Source organism: Vibrio rhizosphaerae (assembly GCF_024347095.1).
Classification (GTDB): Bacteria; Pseudomonadota; Gammaproteobacteria; order Enterobacterales; family Vibrionaceae; genus Vibrio; species Vibrio rhizosphaerae.
The window spans coordinates 1,451,715-1,468,871 of sequence record NZ_AP024903.1; the positions used below are offsets into that span (position 1 = coordinate 1,451,715).

General features: G+C 50.8%; 7 protein-coding genes. 4 read left to right on the forward strand and 3 right to left on the reverse strand.

The window, feature by feature from the left end; all coding sequences use genetic code 11:
- Positions 1 to 97: 97 nt before the first annotated feature.
- A complete protein-coding gene (locus OCV37_RS06230) occupies positions 98 to 784 on the reverse strand; it encodes a response regulator (protein ID WP_038181242.1) in 687 nt (228 codons plus the stop codon).
- A gap of 396 nt (positions 785 to 1,180) precedes the next feature.
- Positions 1,181 to 2,239 (reverse strand): 4-oxalomesaconate tautomerase, encoded by a 1,059-nt coding sequence (locus tag OCV37_RS06235; protein WP_084717464.1) that lies wholly within the window; start codon positions 2,237 to 2,239, stop codon positions 1,181 to 1,183.
- Positions 2,240 to 3,129: 890 nt separating this feature from the next.
- Here OCV37_RS06235 and OCV37_RS06240 point away from each other — a divergent pair.
- A complete protein-coding gene (locus OCV37_RS06240) occupies positions 3,130 to 4,668 on the forward strand; it encodes an alpha-N-arabinofuranosidase (RefSeq protein ID WP_038181240.1) in 1,539 nt (512 codons plus the stop codon).
- 78 nt (positions 4,669 to 4,746) lie between these two features.
- On the opposite strand, the gene OCV37_RS06245 is transcribed toward OCV37_RS06240, so the two are convergent.
- Entirely contained in the window at positions 4,747 to 6,822 is a 2,076-nt protein-coding gene (locus OCV37_RS06245; protein ID WP_038181236.1) for a TonB-dependent receptor, read from the reverse strand.
- A 179-nt stretch (positions 6,823 to 7,001) separates the two neighbouring features.
- Between OCV37_RS06245 and fes the strand changes: the two genes are divergently transcribed.
- The 3 genes from fes to OCV37_RS06260 all read left to right on the forward strand — a co-directional run bounded on the left by fes (position 7,002) and on the right by OCV37_RS06260 (position 17,110).
- Entirely contained in the window at positions 7,002 to 8,360 is a 1,359-nt protein-coding gene (fes, locus tag OCV37_RS06250) for an enterochelin esterase (RefSeq protein ID WP_038181233.1), read from the forward strand.
- A gap of 29 nt (positions 8,361 to 8,389) precedes the next feature.
- Positions 8,390 to 8,584 (forward strand): MbtH family protein, encoded by a 195-nt coding sequence (locus OCV37_RS06255; protein ID WP_038181231.1) that lies wholly within the window; start codon positions 8,390 to 8,392, stop codon positions 8,582 to 8,584.
- 63 nt (positions 8,585 to 8,647) lie between these two features.
- Complete coding sequence (locus tag OCV37_RS06260) at positions 8,648 to 17,110, forward strand: non-ribosomal peptide synthetase (RefSeq protein WP_038181227.1); 8,463 nt, start codon at positions 8,648 to 8,650, stop codon at positions 17,108 to 17,110.
- The last annotated feature ends 47 nt before the right edge of the window (positions 17,111 to 17,157 follow it).

Here is a 17,157-nt window from a genome sequence, read left to right on the forward strand (position 1 = left end):
CGGTTGATCTCTCCCCCGGTTGATCTCTCCTCGTCGAGGATAAATCCCGGGTCGCTTTTTTATTTGGCTGACGAAAAGACAGCCCGTATCAGGCAGATTAGACGATTGCTTTGCTGAAGAATCGTTGTGGTCGCCCCACTTTTCCGTGCTGAATCGTCGCTCTTAAATACCCGCTGCTGACTGCATATTCAAGATATCGTCTCGCCGTTGTCCGACTGACGGAGGCTTCGGCACTGACCTGATCAGCGGTGTATCGCTGGTCTTTTGAAAAGACCACCAGAATCTGTTGTAAGGTAATTTCGTCGATCCCTTTGGGATGTCTGACGGCGTCTTCTAAGTTATGGTGTTTGTTGTACATTTTCTTGATGAAACTTTGGTCAATCTGGCTGCCTTCATTCAGACTGATTTCTTTATGGAACTGAGCGTAGCGTCCCAGCGTTTCAGCAATCTGATCCAGAGAAAACGGTTTGATGATGTAATCAAACGCTCCCAGACGAATCGCGTTTGTTGCTGTTTCAATATCGTTTGCTGCAGTAATAAAGATGATATCAATATTGCTACCCTGAGAACGAAGCTTGCGGAAAAATTCAATACCGGTGCCGTCTGGTAAGTAGTTATCCAGTATGATCAGTTTCACGGAAAAGTGGTTGAGCATCATTCTGGCATCAGCAAGTGATTTGGCTGTACCGACAACTCTGAATGGGTATATTTGAGAAATATGGTCAGATAACAGGCCCGAAATCTCTTTAATATCCTCAACAATTAATAAATCAATTCTGTTCATAGAGTCATTTAGCCTTGACGAAAATTAATGAAACGACCGGGTAACGGTTCAGTTTAAGTGATAAAAAAACACAGTAAAACAGATACAAAATAAAGGAAATGAGCGAGGGCAAAATAATCGTCTTTTTAAAAATTCAGATCGAGAGATGCTGAATTACCCCGTGCTGTGTCATTGATGATGTGATTAAAACCGGTCATAAAAACCGGCTCCGCAACATCCCCGAACACTTTTACTAAGCAAGTATTGTTCGATTACTATGCAAGAGTTGTCCGATACCCATAAAAAGAAAGCATCATTGATGTGCAGACATCAATGCGTCACCATCTCTATATTAGTAGATATTTCTAGTAGATAGTTCGCGAAGTCGGTCTTGGCCTCTTTTGAGTGAAGATGTCATCAGAGCGATAAGATACCGTCGAGAATTTTCTTGGCTGTTCTGACCAGCGAGACAGACGATACCTTGCCATTTTCCCGGGCAACTTTCAGGTCAATATAGCCTGAAGGGTGCTCAATACAGCAGTGAACGAGCTCAGCGTTTTGCTGTAATAAATCGTAGCTGACGGTTCCGGGATGACACAGCGACATGGTCAGTGCAATACTGCCGGTCACGGCAATCGCTTTATGACATGTGCTTGGCACATAGTAACGTGCGTTAATCGTGCCCCGGTCTGTTGCTGGTTTTGAAACCAGAATGGGCTTGGGAATGACTTTGTCAGATACGTCACCCAGCCCCATCATCTCACCGGCCTGACGTCGTAATGCTTCCAGTTTTTGGGTGAATTCTGTATCGGCATCCAGTTCTGCCGGTTGTTCATAACCGGTTTTGCCGAACTGGGCGGCATCAACAATCATGACCGGAATGGCGGCATCGATGCAGGTCATCTTGTAATCCGCGATGCTGTCCTGCACATGGCCCGTCGGGAATAATTTCCCCGTTTTTGCGCCTTCCACATCCAGAAAACTCAACTCGATCGGTGCTCCCGGACGATTGACTCCGCTAATGTAAGTATCGCCGTCATAATTCACTTTACCGTTTGGCGTCTCAACCGTGGCATGGATAATTTTGTTGGTATTTAAATTACGGATACGAATGGTTGTTTTGTCACCACTGGCTGCGATTAAACCTTTTTCCAGCGCGAAAGGGCCGACACCGGAAAGGATGTTTCCACAGTTGGGAGAAAAGTCTACTTTTTCCTCGGCGATGCCTACCTGTGCAAACAGATAATCGACGTCTGCATCTGGATCGGCAGATCGGTCAACAATCGCGACTTTACTGGTCAGACTGTTTCCGCCACCGATGCCTTCAATTTGCAATTCATGGCCCGAGCCCATGACTTTTTCCAGAATTTCCGCGAGTTCTTCCCGATCTTCTGGTAAATCTGAAGCAAGGAAGTAAGGGCCGCGGGAAGTGCCGCCACGCATCATTGTAAAAGGTAGTTGAGTTAGCTGAGTCATAGGATCTCTCTTGTTATTCAGTCATGAGCGTGATCTTCTGATAAACGGGAAAAAATATGTGAGACGCTCTGAAGGGCGTTGAGTAAATTTAAAAAACAGTATGGATATAATGAACAAAATGATTGAGATAGGAGGATGAATCACACGGTGTTTCTTTTTTGGCGGCTATTAAGGCCGTCAGACAGGTGAGGAACATTGCTTTGACTGCACCGGGATGGGATGAATGTTCAGGAAAGGTTTTGGAGATGTTGCTCGCCACAGAATCTGCCGCTCACAATCAGCCGTATATTCGAGAGATTAAATTTTCTCAGAGTAATCAATAAATTTAAATTTCATGGTGATTTGGGGAAATTAAATCGTTGCACCTTCATCGTTATTTTGTTTATTACCAATTAAAGGGCATCTTTATTCGAACGATCCCACAGTAAAGTCACTTTCACCCTATTATAATGATAATGAATGATTTATTTACATTAGATAAGTGCTTAAAGATAATTTTAGCGCTGATTCTCTGTGGAAAGATATATAAAAAAACCAATCATTCGTGTTGTTTTCACTGCCGTCTCGGCAGCCCGGATACATGATCATTGCCCCCTGAAGGCGTTCGAGAAAAATCGGTGGTGCCTTAAGTCAAAGTATTTGTCGTCCTTGGTCGTAGGAGGGCATCTTAAAAGAAGTGACTGGCAATCCCCGAGATGAATGACCCATTTATTATCGACGTTAACGGCTTGTATTATTTTATTGATCACTTTGGTTTTATTTTCGCAACGTAATAAACCAAGTGGCGTCCGCTTAAGTTGTTCGGTTGCAATCGAGCCTATTTACAATAACGCCAAAGGTGCTTGTGTGCGTTATTCCGGGTGTTACACAACTTATTAAGGAAAATATAAATGAAACTAAAGGTACTTACTTTTTCTATACTCTCTGCTTCGTTATGGACGAGTCAGGCATTCGCAGCCAACCACTGGGTGACCATTCACGCAAATTTACAAGATCGTGGCGCTGTGATTAATAAAGACATCTATGGTCAGTTTGCCGAGCATTTAGGACACGGTATTTATGGCGGCTTATGGGTCGGACACGATTCCGACATTCCGAATACCAAAGGGTTTCGTAATGATGTCGTGCAAGCTTTAAGAGACATCAAAGTGCCGCTGCTCCGTTGGCCCGGTGGTTGTTTTGCGGATCAATATCATTGGCGCGATGGCATCGGCCCTCAGGCGGATCGCCCGATTACCATCAATTCAAACTGGGGTGGGGTAGACGAAACCAATGCGGTCGGTACCCACGAATTTTTTGACTTAGCCGACCTGATTGGTGCAGATACCTATATTAACGGCAATTTAGGTACCGGCAGCGCGCAGGAAATGGCGGACTGGATTGAGTACATGACCTCCGACAGCGACTCCGCACTGGCCAACCAACGCCGCGCCAATGGCAGAAGAGAACCATGGAATATTACCTACTTTGGCATTGGTAACGAGGCATGGGGCTGTGGCGGGAACATGGGTCCGGAGCAGTATGTCGGTCTTTATGACCAATATCGGTCAGCGATTCAAGCGCCTGCAGCCAAGGATATCTTGTTTGTCGGCAGTGGTGGTACAACGGAAGATACAGCATGGACCGACGTCCTGAGTGACCAGATCCACAACGGTATGGATGGGATCAGTTTCCATTTTTACACCCTCCCCAACGATGACTGGGATAACAAAGGGAGCGCCACTGAATTTGACAATACGATGTGGTTTAACACCTTGGCACGCACCTATCGTATGAAAACCTACCTGAAAGATAATATCGACATCCTCGATCGCAATGATCCGAGTGGTCAGTTAGGGTTTTATGTTGATGAGTGGGGCACATGGTATGACACGGAAGAAGGGCGTGAACCCGGCTTCTTGTATCAACAGAATACCTTGCGTGACGCAGTGGTTGCAGCGGTCAACCTCAACCTGTTCCATGAGTATGCAAAACGGGTTCACATGACCAATATCGCGCAGATGGTTAATGTGCTTCAGGCCATGATCCTGACTGACGGTGCCAAAATGGTCAAAACCCCGACGTACTATATTTACGATATGTACAAGGTGTTTCAGGATGCTAAGTCGATTCCGTTCACGCTGGACACCACCCAATATTCGATGAATGGTAAAGATCTGCCGGCGGTGACTGCGTCGTTAGCGCAGGGAACGGATGGTCGTCTATATATGGCGTTGGTGAACTTAGATCCGGAGAAGGACGCAAATATCGATCTCGATCTGAACGGAGAAATCAACACCATCTTAGCGGGACGCATCTTAACTGCGTCAACCATCACCGCGAAAAATACATTCGATGACCAACATGCTATAGAGCCACAACCGTTTCAGGACTGGGCGGATTATTTTGTCCTTCCTGCCAAATCCGTGGTGGTGTTAACACTCAAGTAGCGGTTAGTCAGAGATAGCGTCAGTAAAAAGCCAGACGAGTGGACTCGTCTGGCTTTTATCGATCATGCGGTAACAATTTTAGAACTGATAATCCGCAATGATACCAAATGTTCGTGGGGCACCGATTTCATACAGATCGTTCTTATGCCGTAATACATAGTCTTCATTGGTCGCGTTTTTCACATAAGCGCGGATCGTGAAGTCATCTGCGGCGTAACCGGCATTCAAATTCAGTACCGTGTAATCACCGGCAGCATTGCTTTCGGTATTGGCTAAATCCGTATAATAGTCGGAAACATAGTTGACCCGGGCTCCGAAGAACAGGCCTGAATTCAAGTGTTGCGTAAACCCTAACCCGGCAGAAAGATCAGGCGCATAGCTAAACTCTTTGCCACTGAGATTGCTTGTTGTACCGCCCGGGCCTTGTGTCACTTCGGTTTTCAATAAACCGACAAAAGCAAAAACATCTAAGCCAGAATCGAACCAGTAAGTGGTTTCAATTTCCGTCCCATAGGTTTTACCTTTCGGGATATTGGCCACGTAGTTGTCGAGTCTGCTGCCGCTATCGCCATACACAACGGTATGGTAGTTATCATAGTCGTTGTAGAAAACATTGGCGTTCACCCCGAGTTTTTTATCGAGGAAGGTGGTGCGTGAGCTCAGCTCGTAAGTCCATACTTCTTCCTGTTGAAAGACAAAGAGCTCTTGCTTGTACTCGTTATAACCGATTCCACCCGCGTTGTAGCCTTTACGTGCGGTCAGTCCAAGTGTTGCGTCGTCAGAGACCGCATAAGTGATGCCGATTTTAGGCAGCAGAATGCTGTTATCATCATCGGCTTTAAAGTCAATGGGATACTTTTCATGATCAAAATCGCGGTCGAGGTCATCGCGCTCATAACGGGCGCCAAGGAGCAGTCCCCATTTCGGAGCTAACTGGATTTTGGAATCAAAGTAAATGGCATAGGTTTGATTTTCATCGACCCGTTTGAGTGAGTCTGTCTGTGTATCCTGATCTTTGAAGTAACTGCTGATGCCAACAATCACATTGTATTTTTCATCCAAAGAGTTATAAGACAACTTCGCTTCGGCAGTGTAGTTTTTCTCGTCGATATCACCCCACCAGTCTGTGCTTGGATAAGCGACAAACTGAGTTGAATAGTCGCGTCTTGCCAGTAGTACATCCGCTTTCAGTTCGTTATTAATCAGGTAAGCAACATCTAGGTTCACATTCCAGCTTTTTGTTTCCTGACGGCGAGTGCCGTTTGAACTGGTGTATTCAAACTTATCTTTTTCAGACACCAGATTGGTGTACTGACCTTTTTCATAACGACTGGCGACGGTCAGCTTGGCGGTGAGCTTGTCTGAGCCGAATGGTTTAAACAGTAATTTTCCCCGGATATTATGAGATTCGATTTCAGAAGGGTCCCAGGGGTACTGGTCATGATTCGGTAGTGAATAGTCAATCGGCGTATTGCCTTGGGTGCCTTCAGCGGCAAGACGAAACGCGAGTTTATCATCGACGATCGGTGCTGAAACGACACCGGCTAAGTGGTACTTGTTATCTTCGTTTTCGTAACCCGCGCGCATTTTGCCTTCGGTATAAAAGGTTGGATCTTTGGTTTTGATGACCACCGCACCACCGATACTGTTACGGCCTTGGTTGGTCGATTGAGGCCCTTTATACACTTCGACTTGTTCTGTATCCCATAAACCGGCTTTACCAAAAGCCTCCCCGGTCCATGATTCGGATACACCATCAACGGTGGTGTTGACCCGCGGCGTAGCCCCGGTCATGTATGACAGGAATCCGTCTCCGGCACCTCCGCGGCCATCGACCCCCCGAATATGCGGCATCCCTGACGGGGCGTTCAGTACGTTAGGCACGCGGTCGAGTAAGTCATAATAGTTTTGGTTTTCACCATTATCCGCATCTTCGGTGAATACCGTCACCGAACTGGTATTTTCAGCCAGCGTTCCCCCTAGCTTTTCGCCATGTACAACAATTGTATCCGGCGTTTGAGCACGGTTCTGTTGCTCGGTTTTTTCAGCAGAGGCGCTGGTACTGATTCCTAAGCAGGTCAGGCTAATGATGGTGGAAAGTATGTTCCTCGTATGACGAAGAGAATGACCACTGTTTAAATCGATGGGCTTCATGATTAAAGAAATCCTTTAAAAATTTGAATTGTTTGATGTCGCAACAAATTTTATCAAGTTTGTTGCGGATGATTATGGTAATGATAATTATTATTATTTACAATAATCAATCAGGTAAATTTGTGCCACTTGACCACTTTTTCTATGAATGAGTCGGTGGCCGATCAATCGGAATAGTTATGATTTTTGAAAACACTCAAGGACACACCACCCCGCGTATGACAAGAATTGGCGAGTATCTCAACAGAGAAAATTGTCATCTCGGTGATGAAACATGGTGGCAAATCATAAAGGCAGAAGGGACCCCGATCATCGCGACCGTTGCCGATGGCTATGCGGAGGTCATCTTTCTCTGGCGGCAGCCGTCATCACCGGCGGGGGACGCAGAAATCCAAGCTGTGTATATTGATATGAACGGGATCACCGATCATCACAGCTTCAATATGGCTCAGCTGACCCGGATAGACGGTAGCGATGTGTGGTATTACGTTGCTTCAATCCCCCTGAGTTGGCGGGGCGGATATGCATTTATGCCGGTGACCGCCGCACTGATTCAGCCCGATTATGTCGGGGAGTATCATGAGAAAAGAGCGCAGCACCGCCAATGGTTACAGCGCCTGTTTCCATTGAGTTGTCGCGATCAACTGAGTTTAAACCAGCTGACTCATTGTGCATGGGGGCATCTCAAGACACCGCTGCATATGCCGGACGCTCCCGCTCAGCCTCACTGGCAATCGTTCGATCAGCGTGGCGGACAACCGACGGCCAGAGCCACGGAAATCATCGACTGGCACAGTGACATGTTACACGGCAGCCGTCAGGTCTGGCTGTATACGACCGCTGCCGCCGAGCCAACGGTGCCGTCAGTATCCTATGCTGCTAAAACCAAAGCATTACCGGTGGTGGTGGTCCTGGATGGCCGTTTCTGGTCAGAATCGCTGCCGATTTATGATGCGTTGTTATGTGCCACCCAAGACGGTGCCTTACCTGAAGCCGTCTATGTACTGATTGATGAAATCGATGGCCGCCAGCGCCATGATGATCTGGGCTGTAACGCCACGTTTTGGCAGGCAATCATTCAAGAGTTATTTCCTTTGGTGTCTGGTTATTTCCCGCTCAGCACCGATCCGCACCATACCGTTGTCGTGGGCCAGAGTCTCGGTGGGTTAGCCGCCATGTATGCGGCCCTGAACTGGCCGGAACGCTTTGGTTCGGTGGTGTGTCAGTCCGGTTCATTCTGGTGGCCAGATTTTTCTCTCGTCAAACCGCCCGGTGACTACGTCACCCCGGAATCACCGCATTTGCTGAGTGAGATGAGCCGACAGGTACATGAGGGCTTGGGGCAGGGCGCTTGTTTGAACATCTTTATCGAAGTCGGCCGTGGCGAAGACGTGATGGTTGACCTCAGTCAGGATATGTACCACCAACTCGCTGCTCAGCAGCACAACATCCAATACCGGGTTTTCGACGGTGGCCATGAACGTCTGTGTTGGCGTGGCGGCATCATCGACGGCCTCTCTTCCATTTTTTCATTGTGAATCTTTATTCAGCCTACGCGGAGTCAGATATGTCAGAACAATACATTAACCCTTTTGATGATCCTGAGAATCAGTTCATGGTCCTGATCAATCATCAAGGTCAGTACAGCCTGTGGCCTGAGTTTAAGCCGACACCTGCCGGTTGGGAAAACACCTTTGGTCCATGTGATAAGCAGCGTTGCATCGATTACATCGAAACCCATTGGCAAGACATCCGGGTATAACCGGCACCGCAAACCCACCAAAAACGATAAAAAAACAATCATTATTTTTAAAGGAATGGACAAATGAAAGACCACCAGATACCAGAAGAACTGTTTGATCTGACTGGTACGCAGCAGGGGATCTGGTTTGGGCAACAAGTGATGCCAAAACCTGAATCATTGAATGTCGCGCATTACATCAGGATTGACGGTGCGATTGATTTAGCCTGCTTTACGCAGGCGGTTCAGCTTGGTGTCGCCGCTGCTGATTCGCTGCATCAGCAATATGTCGAGGTCGAGGGGGAAATTAAACAGAGGAGCCGTGGGGCGCTCCCTGAACAAGATGTCTTAGAAATCATGGATTTCTCTCAGGCAGCACAAGCTTATGATGCCGCTCTGGCGTGGATGCAAGCCGATCTCGCGACACCGATTGATCTCCGGGCCGACCGGCCAAGATACCGGCACTGTCTGATCGCGGTCAGTGACAATCGTCGGCCGGTATGGCTCTGGTATCAGCGTTATCATCATATTGATGTGGATGGGTTCAGTTTTAACGCCATCACACAGTATATTGTCGGTGAGTACAATCGATGGATGTCAGGCAGCCCGGGGCCGGCCCCGTTTACCCCTTTTAAAGACGTGATTGTCGAGCATCAGCAGTTTTATCAGTCTGAATCGTTGCAAAAAGCACGCAGTTTCTGGCAACAACATGTCCGCCAATTGCCTGACCGGATATCGTGTGTCACTGGCGGACGACAGACGGCGGCGACCGGTGTCGAGACGTTCACGATTGATTTAGCCGGCGGAGCATGGTTACAGCGCGAAGGTAATCAAGTGCTCCCTTCTGAATTTGCTATGGCGCTGGTCTTTGCCTATCTCCATTTACTCTCAGGTGAACAGCACTTGTGTGTCGGCTTTCCGTTTATGCGCCGCATGGGCAGTGTGGCGGCGAGTTCAACCGGCGCAGTGGTGAATGTGTTACCGTTGACACTGACCGTCAATCCCACCATGACTATCTCGGATGTTGCCCGGGCGATGAATCAGGCCATCCGTCAGACCCGCCGCCATCAAATGTACGATGCAGAGCAGATTCAGCGCGACGCAGGCAAAGTCGGCCAACCGCTGTATGGGCCGGTCCTGAACTACAAACCCTTTGAAGATACGGTGAATCTGGCCGGCACGACCGGTTATACCCACATTTTGTCAGCCGGTCCGATTGACGAGATTGAATTCTCTCCCCGGCTTCAGCATGACCAACTGCGTCTGACACTGACCGCCAATGCTGAGAAATATACCCGCCAGTCATTGATGCTACATGCCCGGCGGTTTGCCTGTATGGTTGAACAGATTGCCGCTCAGCCCGGGCTGTCGCTGGATGCACTTGCGCTGATCCCGGCAGATGAACATGCGCAGATCACGCAATGGTCAACCGGCAACAGACGACATGCGGTGCCGCAACAGACGAGTGTATGTGCTGTACTGGCTGAGCAGATCAAACAGAAACCGGATGCTGTGGCGCTGTGCTTTGGTACGCAGCACTGGACTTTTGCCCGGCTCGGGCAGGCTATCGACGAGCGGGCGCAGCAGCTGCAATCTTTCGGCATCGGCAAAGGCGATATTATCGGGGTCGCTTTACCCCGCAGCGCCGAAACCATCATCACGATGCTGGCAACGCTACGCACGGGGGCGGTCTATCTGCCGATTGATCTGGCTTATCCTCAGGAGCGGATCGAAACCATATTAACGCAGGCTCAGCCCAAAGGGGTGATTGTTGAACAGACGGCATCACTGGCATGGCAACACCTGACAGATTGCATCACGCTGCATGCGCTTGCCGACCAGCCGCTAACGGCATCGACACATCTTGAGATCGCGGCCACAGATGTGGCCTATATTGTCTTCACCTCAGGTTCGACAGGTCAGCCGAAAGGCGTCATGAATACCCACGGGGCATTGCTGAACTTATTACATTCACACCTGCACACGATATTTGCCCGCACGACGGAACGGCTTGCCTCACAACAACAGTGTGCCGTGCATGAGGTGCAGGTCCGGGCTGCGCACACCACATCGTTCTCATTTGATGCCTCTTGGGAACAAGTGATCTGGATGCTCTGTGGCCATACCCTGTATCTGTACGACGATGAGCAGCGTAAAGATGCGCAGGAACTGACCGACAGCGTCGCACGCGATCAGATTAATGCTTTGGATCTGCCGCCGTCGCTGTTGAGCCAGATGCTCGATAACGGCTTGATGGACGCCGGGCATGTCCCTTCACTGGTGCTGATCGGCAGTGAAGCGGTGCCTGAGCATCTCTGGACGAGGCTCAAAAGTTACCCGGAATTACAGGTTGAAAACTGCTACGGGCCAACCGAATTTACCGTGGATGCCGTGAGTGCATCACTGGATGCAGATGACACTCCCGTGATCGGCCAGCCAATATTAAACACCAAGGCTTATGTATTAAATCAACAGCTGAATCCGGTTGGGGTCGGGGTTGTTGGTGAGTTGTATCTGGCGGGGGCCGGGCTGGCAAAAGGCTATTTAAACCAAGCCGGGATGACCGCCGAGCGCTTTGTGGCGAACCCGTTTGATGAGGGGCAAATCATGTATCGCACCGGAGATTTAGTCAAATGGCGCGACAATGGTCAGCTCGACTTTATCGGCCGGTGTGATGATCAGGTCAAAATTCGCGGGTTCCGCATTGAGCTGGGGGATGTCGAAAGTGCAATCAATGCCATTGATGGTGTTGCAAACACCGTGGTCATTGCTGAGCGTCATGGTCAATCCGATCGACTGATCGCGTATTGTACCTTGGTGCATCACGCGCCAACTTTGCTCGATGAGCAAGCCTTGCTGGCGCAAGTCGCGGCGACCGTTCCTGCATATATGGTCCCTGCGGCAGTAGTGATTCTGGCGCAGTTTCCGCTCAATGTGAACGGTAAAATCGACAGAAAAGCCCTGCCGAAACCTGTGGTTGTATCGGGGCAGGCATGGGTGGCGCCGGAGAATCATCAAGAGCAGGTTTTGTGTGATGCCGTGGCTGAGTTACTCGGTGCTGAGCGGGTCGGAACCGCAGATGACTTCTTTGCTTTGGGGGGCGATAGTATTTCAGCCATGAGTCTGGGAACGCGACTGAGAAAGGCGGGGTATGAACTGCGCCCCCGGGAGATCTTCTCAGCACGTCAGTTAGGCGCAATGGCTGCGTTGATGCAACCCCTGCGTCGTCAGGTGACACGCGAGCAGGAGGGAGAAATTCAGCCGCTGCCGATGTGGCGTTGGTTTGAAGAAACCTTTGCCGAAGATACCAGTTATGTGCAAGGCGTGTTTGTTGCCATTGAATCCGATATCACCCGTCATCATCTTCAGGCCGGACTGACACAACTGGTTGCCACTCATTCCGCTTGCCGACTGATAAAACAGGCGGGGCGTTATCGAATCGAGTCAATGGATCAGCTCGCGGTTGACGATTGGATCGAGACGCTTCAAGTTGCAGATCTCGAACACGCTGATTTAGATGGGGTATTCGGGCGCTGCAGTACCATGTTATTGCCAGACCGTGCAATGCTGCGGCTGATTCAGATGCGCGATCGCGCCGGGCGCAGCGGACTGATGATACTTGCCCATCACCTGATAATTGACGGCGTATCGTGGCGAATTTTACTGCCCCAGTTGCAAGCTTTCGTCCGGGCGCAAGTGAGTGGTCGCCCGGCTGATATCACGCCGGAAGAGACTGGGATCAATTCATGGTCGCAAGCGCTCTATCAACATTTGCCACAGCTGGCCCGGCAAGCGCCAGACTGGATTGCACTGGCATCGCGGCAGATTGCACCCTTAAAACCGCAAGCGGCACCGGGGCGAGTGGTGCATCGTCGTCGCATGTTATCGGCCCAGCTGACACACGACATGCTTCGTGATTGCCAAGAGACACAGGCAATTGACGTCGATGAATTGTTGCTTGCCGCTGTCACCGCTGCGCTGGGGGCGTGCTATCAACAAACGGCGATCAAACTGCATTTAGAAGCGCATGGCCGTGAAGAATTTGACGCCTCACTTCATCTCAGTCAAACCTTGGGGTGGTTTACAACCGAATTTCCGGCCGTGATTGATCTGCCCGCAGACGGTGAGATCCCGGCATTACTCAAACAAGTGAAGCAATCAAAACGAGGGGTCAAAGACAGAGGATTGGGCTACATGGCTTTGCGATACTTAGATAACCCGCATCGCGAGACGCTCACCACCTTATCAGCCCGTCATCCCGCTTCACTGCTGTTCAATTATCTTGGCCGGTTTGCGTCGTCACAGGAGACATGGTCCCCCCTCAGCCGGGCCGGGAAATTTGCCGACACATTTGCGGTTGCGTTAAACAGCGATTATCCGTTGCTACATCCGTTAGAGCTGAATATTTTTGTCGATGAAAGTCATCATGAGCCGAGATTTGCGCTGAACTGGGCGTGGGATGAGGCTCAGTTCAGCGAGGCAGAGATCGATGCCGTTGTCGAGCAGATCAGCCAACAGCTTGCGGTGATGCTTCGCTGGCTGGGAAGCCAATCCGCCCCTGAGGTGGCGCTGCGGGTTCCGGCTGAATTGACTGAGGACGGGGTGTCGCTCAGTGACATCGCGACGTTCTCCGATCGTTTTGGGCCGCTGCGCGATATCTTGCCCGCCTTGCCGCTGCAAGAAGGCTTACTGTTCCAGTCGCAGACCGGGGATGAAAATAGCAATTACAATTCAATCACCAGACTGACCTTCCGGGGCGAGCTCGAACCACAGCGAGTCCGCCAAGCGTTGAATGCTGTGCTGGCCCGTCATCCGCAACTGTTGGCTCAATTCGATAGCTCGGTTTTAGGCCGGGCGGTGCAGTTGATTCCTCAGGCTGGTGCGGCATGGCCGTTGACGTATCTTGATCTCCGCTCCGCGTGCGCGCAACAGCAACAGGCCGCGCTTGTCCGGGCAGAACAGCAGGCATTGCGGCGTCAGTTTGATCTCAATGACCCCGATGAATCATTACTGGAAGCGACGCTGATTCATCATGGTCAGGCCGACAGTACGCTGTTGATTGGTGCGCATCACTTGGTTGTTGATGGCTGGTCAACCCCGATTTTACTGGGTGATTTTCTGAGTGCGTATGCAACAGGCAATCCGCACCTGCCGCCGGTGTCAGTTCGCTATGCGGATGTTGTCAGTCAACTGAAACAAAGGGATAAAGCGGCGGCACAAGCGCGCTGGCAGGCGGTGTTGCAACACGTCACCCCCACGATTGCCTTTGAAGACATCCCGGTTACGTCGCACGTCAACACCGATGAACTGATCATCGATGCAGCCAAAACAGAGCAACTCAGTCAGCGACTGAGGCATTATGGCCTGACGATCAACTCGCTGATGCAGGGGATTTGGTCATGTATTTTAGCGAGTATGACCGGACGAGAAGAGGTCGTGTTCGGGACGCCGGTTTCTGGCCGGTTCGGCCATGTGAAAGGCATTGATGAACATATCGGCTTGTTCAGTAATACCATCCCGGTGCGGATGAAGCTGCAGGCGAGGCAGAGCCTGTTAGAACAGTTGCAGGCGCATCAGGCCACACAGATTCAACTGCTTGAACATGACGAACTGGGTTTGGGGGAAATCCAGCAGTTAGCCGGGGGCGAAACGTTATTCGATACCTTGCTGGTGGTGGAGAATTATCCTGATCAGGGCCACTGGTACAGTCAAGATTATCAGGGCGCGACGCTGACCGGGATTCACAATCGGGGATATACCCACTATCCGTTGACCATTCTGGTACTGCCCGGTGAGCAGCTGCATATTTTGTTTGAGTACCGGGATACCGTTGGGATTGCACAGCAAGTAATGCAGCGGTTTAAAAAGGTACTGGATGCGGTGATTCATGCACCCGAACAGCCGCTGTCACAACTCGATTTACGTTTGGATGAAGAAATAACGCTTCAGCAACAGGTCAACCGGACCGACGCCGAAGTCGCCCCGCAGACGTTACGTTCGCTGATGGCTGAACAGGCAGCACGTACGCCCGGACAGATTGCGCTGATCGACAGTGAACATCGGCTGAGCTACCAAGCCATGCGGGAGCAAGTGATTGCGATTGCGAATCTGTTGGTCAGTCACGGTGTGGGCGTCGGTGATGTGGTCGCAGTCGCCCTGCCAAGAAGCGTCAGGCTTAGCCTCGCTTTCAACAGTATTATTGAATGTGGTGCAGCGTATCTGCCGCTTGACGTCAGTTATCCGGATGACCGACTGGCTTATATGATCCATGATGCGCAGCCAAAACTCATTATCACGACTGCCGGGCAGCAGGCGCGGTTTGAGGCACTCGGTGAACTGTTGATCTTAGATCAGTTGCCCGAGCCGACGCCGTTCAGTGAGGTGCCGCAGCCACAGGCGCTGCGTCCTGAGCACGGCGCATACATCATCTATACCTCGGGATCGACCGGTCATCCGAAAGGTGTGATGGTCTCTCATCAGGCGATTGTCAACCGCTTGCAATGGATGCAGTCTGCATATCCGCTCACGCCGGATGATGTGGTCTTGCAGAAAACGCCATGCAGTTTTGATGTGTCGGTGTGGGAGTTCTTCTGGCCGCTGATACAAGGGGCAACGTTAGTGATGGCCCCGCCTGAAGCACACAAAGACCCGGAATGGCTGATGGCTGTGATTGACGATTATCAAGTCACCACGATGCACTTTGTGCCGTCAATGCTCGCGGCGTTTATGGCATCGGTAGCCGCGCATCATCAACAGACCACCAACGTGGCGCCGAGCTTACAGCGGGTCTTTTGTTCCGGTGAAGCGCTCTCTAAAGAGCTTGCCGGGGTTTATGCGCAATGGATCGATGCACCGCTGCATAATTTATACGGTCCGACAGAAGCGGCGGTCGATGTGACCTATTGCCCGGCATTCGGTGAGCCGCTCAATGAGAGTCCGGGGCACAGTGTCCCGATTGGCTTACCGGTATGGAATACGCAGCTGTATGTGTTAGATAGCTTTCTGCGGCAAACGCCGGTCGGTGTGCCGGGTGAGTTGTATCTCGCCGGTGATCAACTGGCGATTGGCTACCTGAACCGCAGCGGGCTGACCGCTGACCGGTTTATTGCCAATCCGTTTGCTGATGGGCAACGCATGTACCGTACCGGAGATGTGGTGCGCTGGTTACCGTCGGGCAAGATTGAATATCTGGGCAGAAGTGATGACCAGCTCAAAATCCGGGGGCAGCGAATTGAACTGGGAGAGATCGAAACGGCATTGCAATCTTTACCGGGGGTCAAACAAGCGGTGGTATGTGCCAAAGCGCTCGGTGCAGATAAACATATGGCTGGCGCTGATGATCGCCAACTGGTGGGGTACGTGATTGTCAGTGATGACGAATACGGTGACGGTGACGCCCTGAAAGCGGCATTGTCTGCCCATCTTCCGGCGCATATGGTTCCGGTTGCGGTAATCGTTCTGACGCAATTTCCGCTCAGTGCGAACGGTAAGTTAGACCGTAAAGCACTGCCGCTGCCAAGTGACATTGTCACGAAGACCGGGCGTAAAGCGCGCCCCGGTCTGGAAACCCAGCTGGTTACGATTTTTGCCGAGGTACTCGGCATTGACACACTCTCTGCGGAAGATGATTTCTTTGCACTGGGGGGCCACTCTCTGATGGCGATGAAGTTAGCGGCCGACATTCGGCGGGTGTTGCATGTGCCGGTGACCATTGGCCAGATCATGGTTAACCCGAGTGTCGCAAAGCTGGCGTTATTACTGCTTGATGATGATGCCCGCAATGATCCGACTCTGGCCGGATTTGGCGAAGTTCTGCCGATCCGCGCCGGTCGGGGGCCGGCGTTATTCTGTATCAATTCTGCGTCTGGTTTTGCGTGGCAATATACTGGATTACCGCAATATTTGCAGGGAAACTATCCGATTGTCGGTCTCCAGTCCCCCCGTCCGTTCGGAGCGATTGCCGCCGGTGCAGACATGCAAGCGGCTTGTGATATTCATATGAAAGCCCTCAAACAAGTGCAACCCCACGGGCCGTATCACTTGCTGGGGTATTCATTTGGTGGCACTGTGGCGCAACATCTCGCGGCTCAACTGGTGCAACAGGGGGAAGAAGTCGCATTTGTGGGGCTGTTAGACACTTATCCGCCGGAAGGACAGGATTGGGACGGCCCGATGAATCAAGAAGCGCAGGATGAAATCGAACGGGAAAAAGACCTGTTTCTTGCGGCCAATGATGTGACTGATGATGAACTGGATCAGCAAAGAGCGGCAATGTTTAAGGATATCACGGCCAACTATGCTGATGCAGTCCGGCTGTTATCCGGGGCGCGAACCACCAAATATGATGGCCGTGCCGTACTGTTTGTTGCCCAAAGAACCCTGCCGCAGGGCTATGACATTGATCAGCAGTGGCAGCCGTTTCTGACTCAGTTGGACAAGCACTATTTTGATTGTTCTCACGAAGATATACTCGCCCCGGAGCATGTCCGTGATATCGGTGAACAACTCAATCTCTTGCTGTGCCAGACCAAGACACTACAAGCATAAATCACAGAACCGGCGTAAAGCCGGTTCTTTTTTGATTCACTTTTAAT

Excerpts from the sequence above, each read along its gene's own strand:
- OCV37_RS06230 (WP_038181242.1), bottom strand. The coding sequence starts at position 784 with ATGAACAGAATTGATTTATTAATTGTTGAGGATATTAAAGAGATTTCG.
- fes (WP_038181233.1), top strand. The coding sequence starts at position 7,002 with ATGATTTTTGAAAACACTCAAGGACACACCACCCCGCGTATGACAAGA.
- OCV37_RS06260 (WP_038181227.1), top strand. The coding sequence starts at position 8,648 with ATGAAAGACCACCAGATACCAGAAGAACTGTTTGATCTGACTGGTACG.
- OCV37_RS06245 (WP_038181236.1), bottom strand. The coding sequence starts at position 6,822 with ATGAAGCCCATCGATTTAAACAGTGGTCATTCTCTTCGTCATACGAGG.
- OCV37_RS06235 (WP_084717464.1), bottom strand. The coding sequence starts at position 2,239 with ATGACTCAGCTAACTCAACTACCTTTTACAATGATGCGTGGCGGCACT.
- OCV37_RS06240 (WP_038181240.1), top strand. The coding sequence starts at position 3,130 with ATGAAACTAAAGGTACTTACTTTTTCTATACTCTCTGCTTCGTTATGG.
- OCV37_RS06255 (WP_038181231.1), top strand. The coding sequence starts at position 8,390 with ATGTCAGAACAATACATTAACCCTTTTGATGATCCTGAGAATCAGTTC.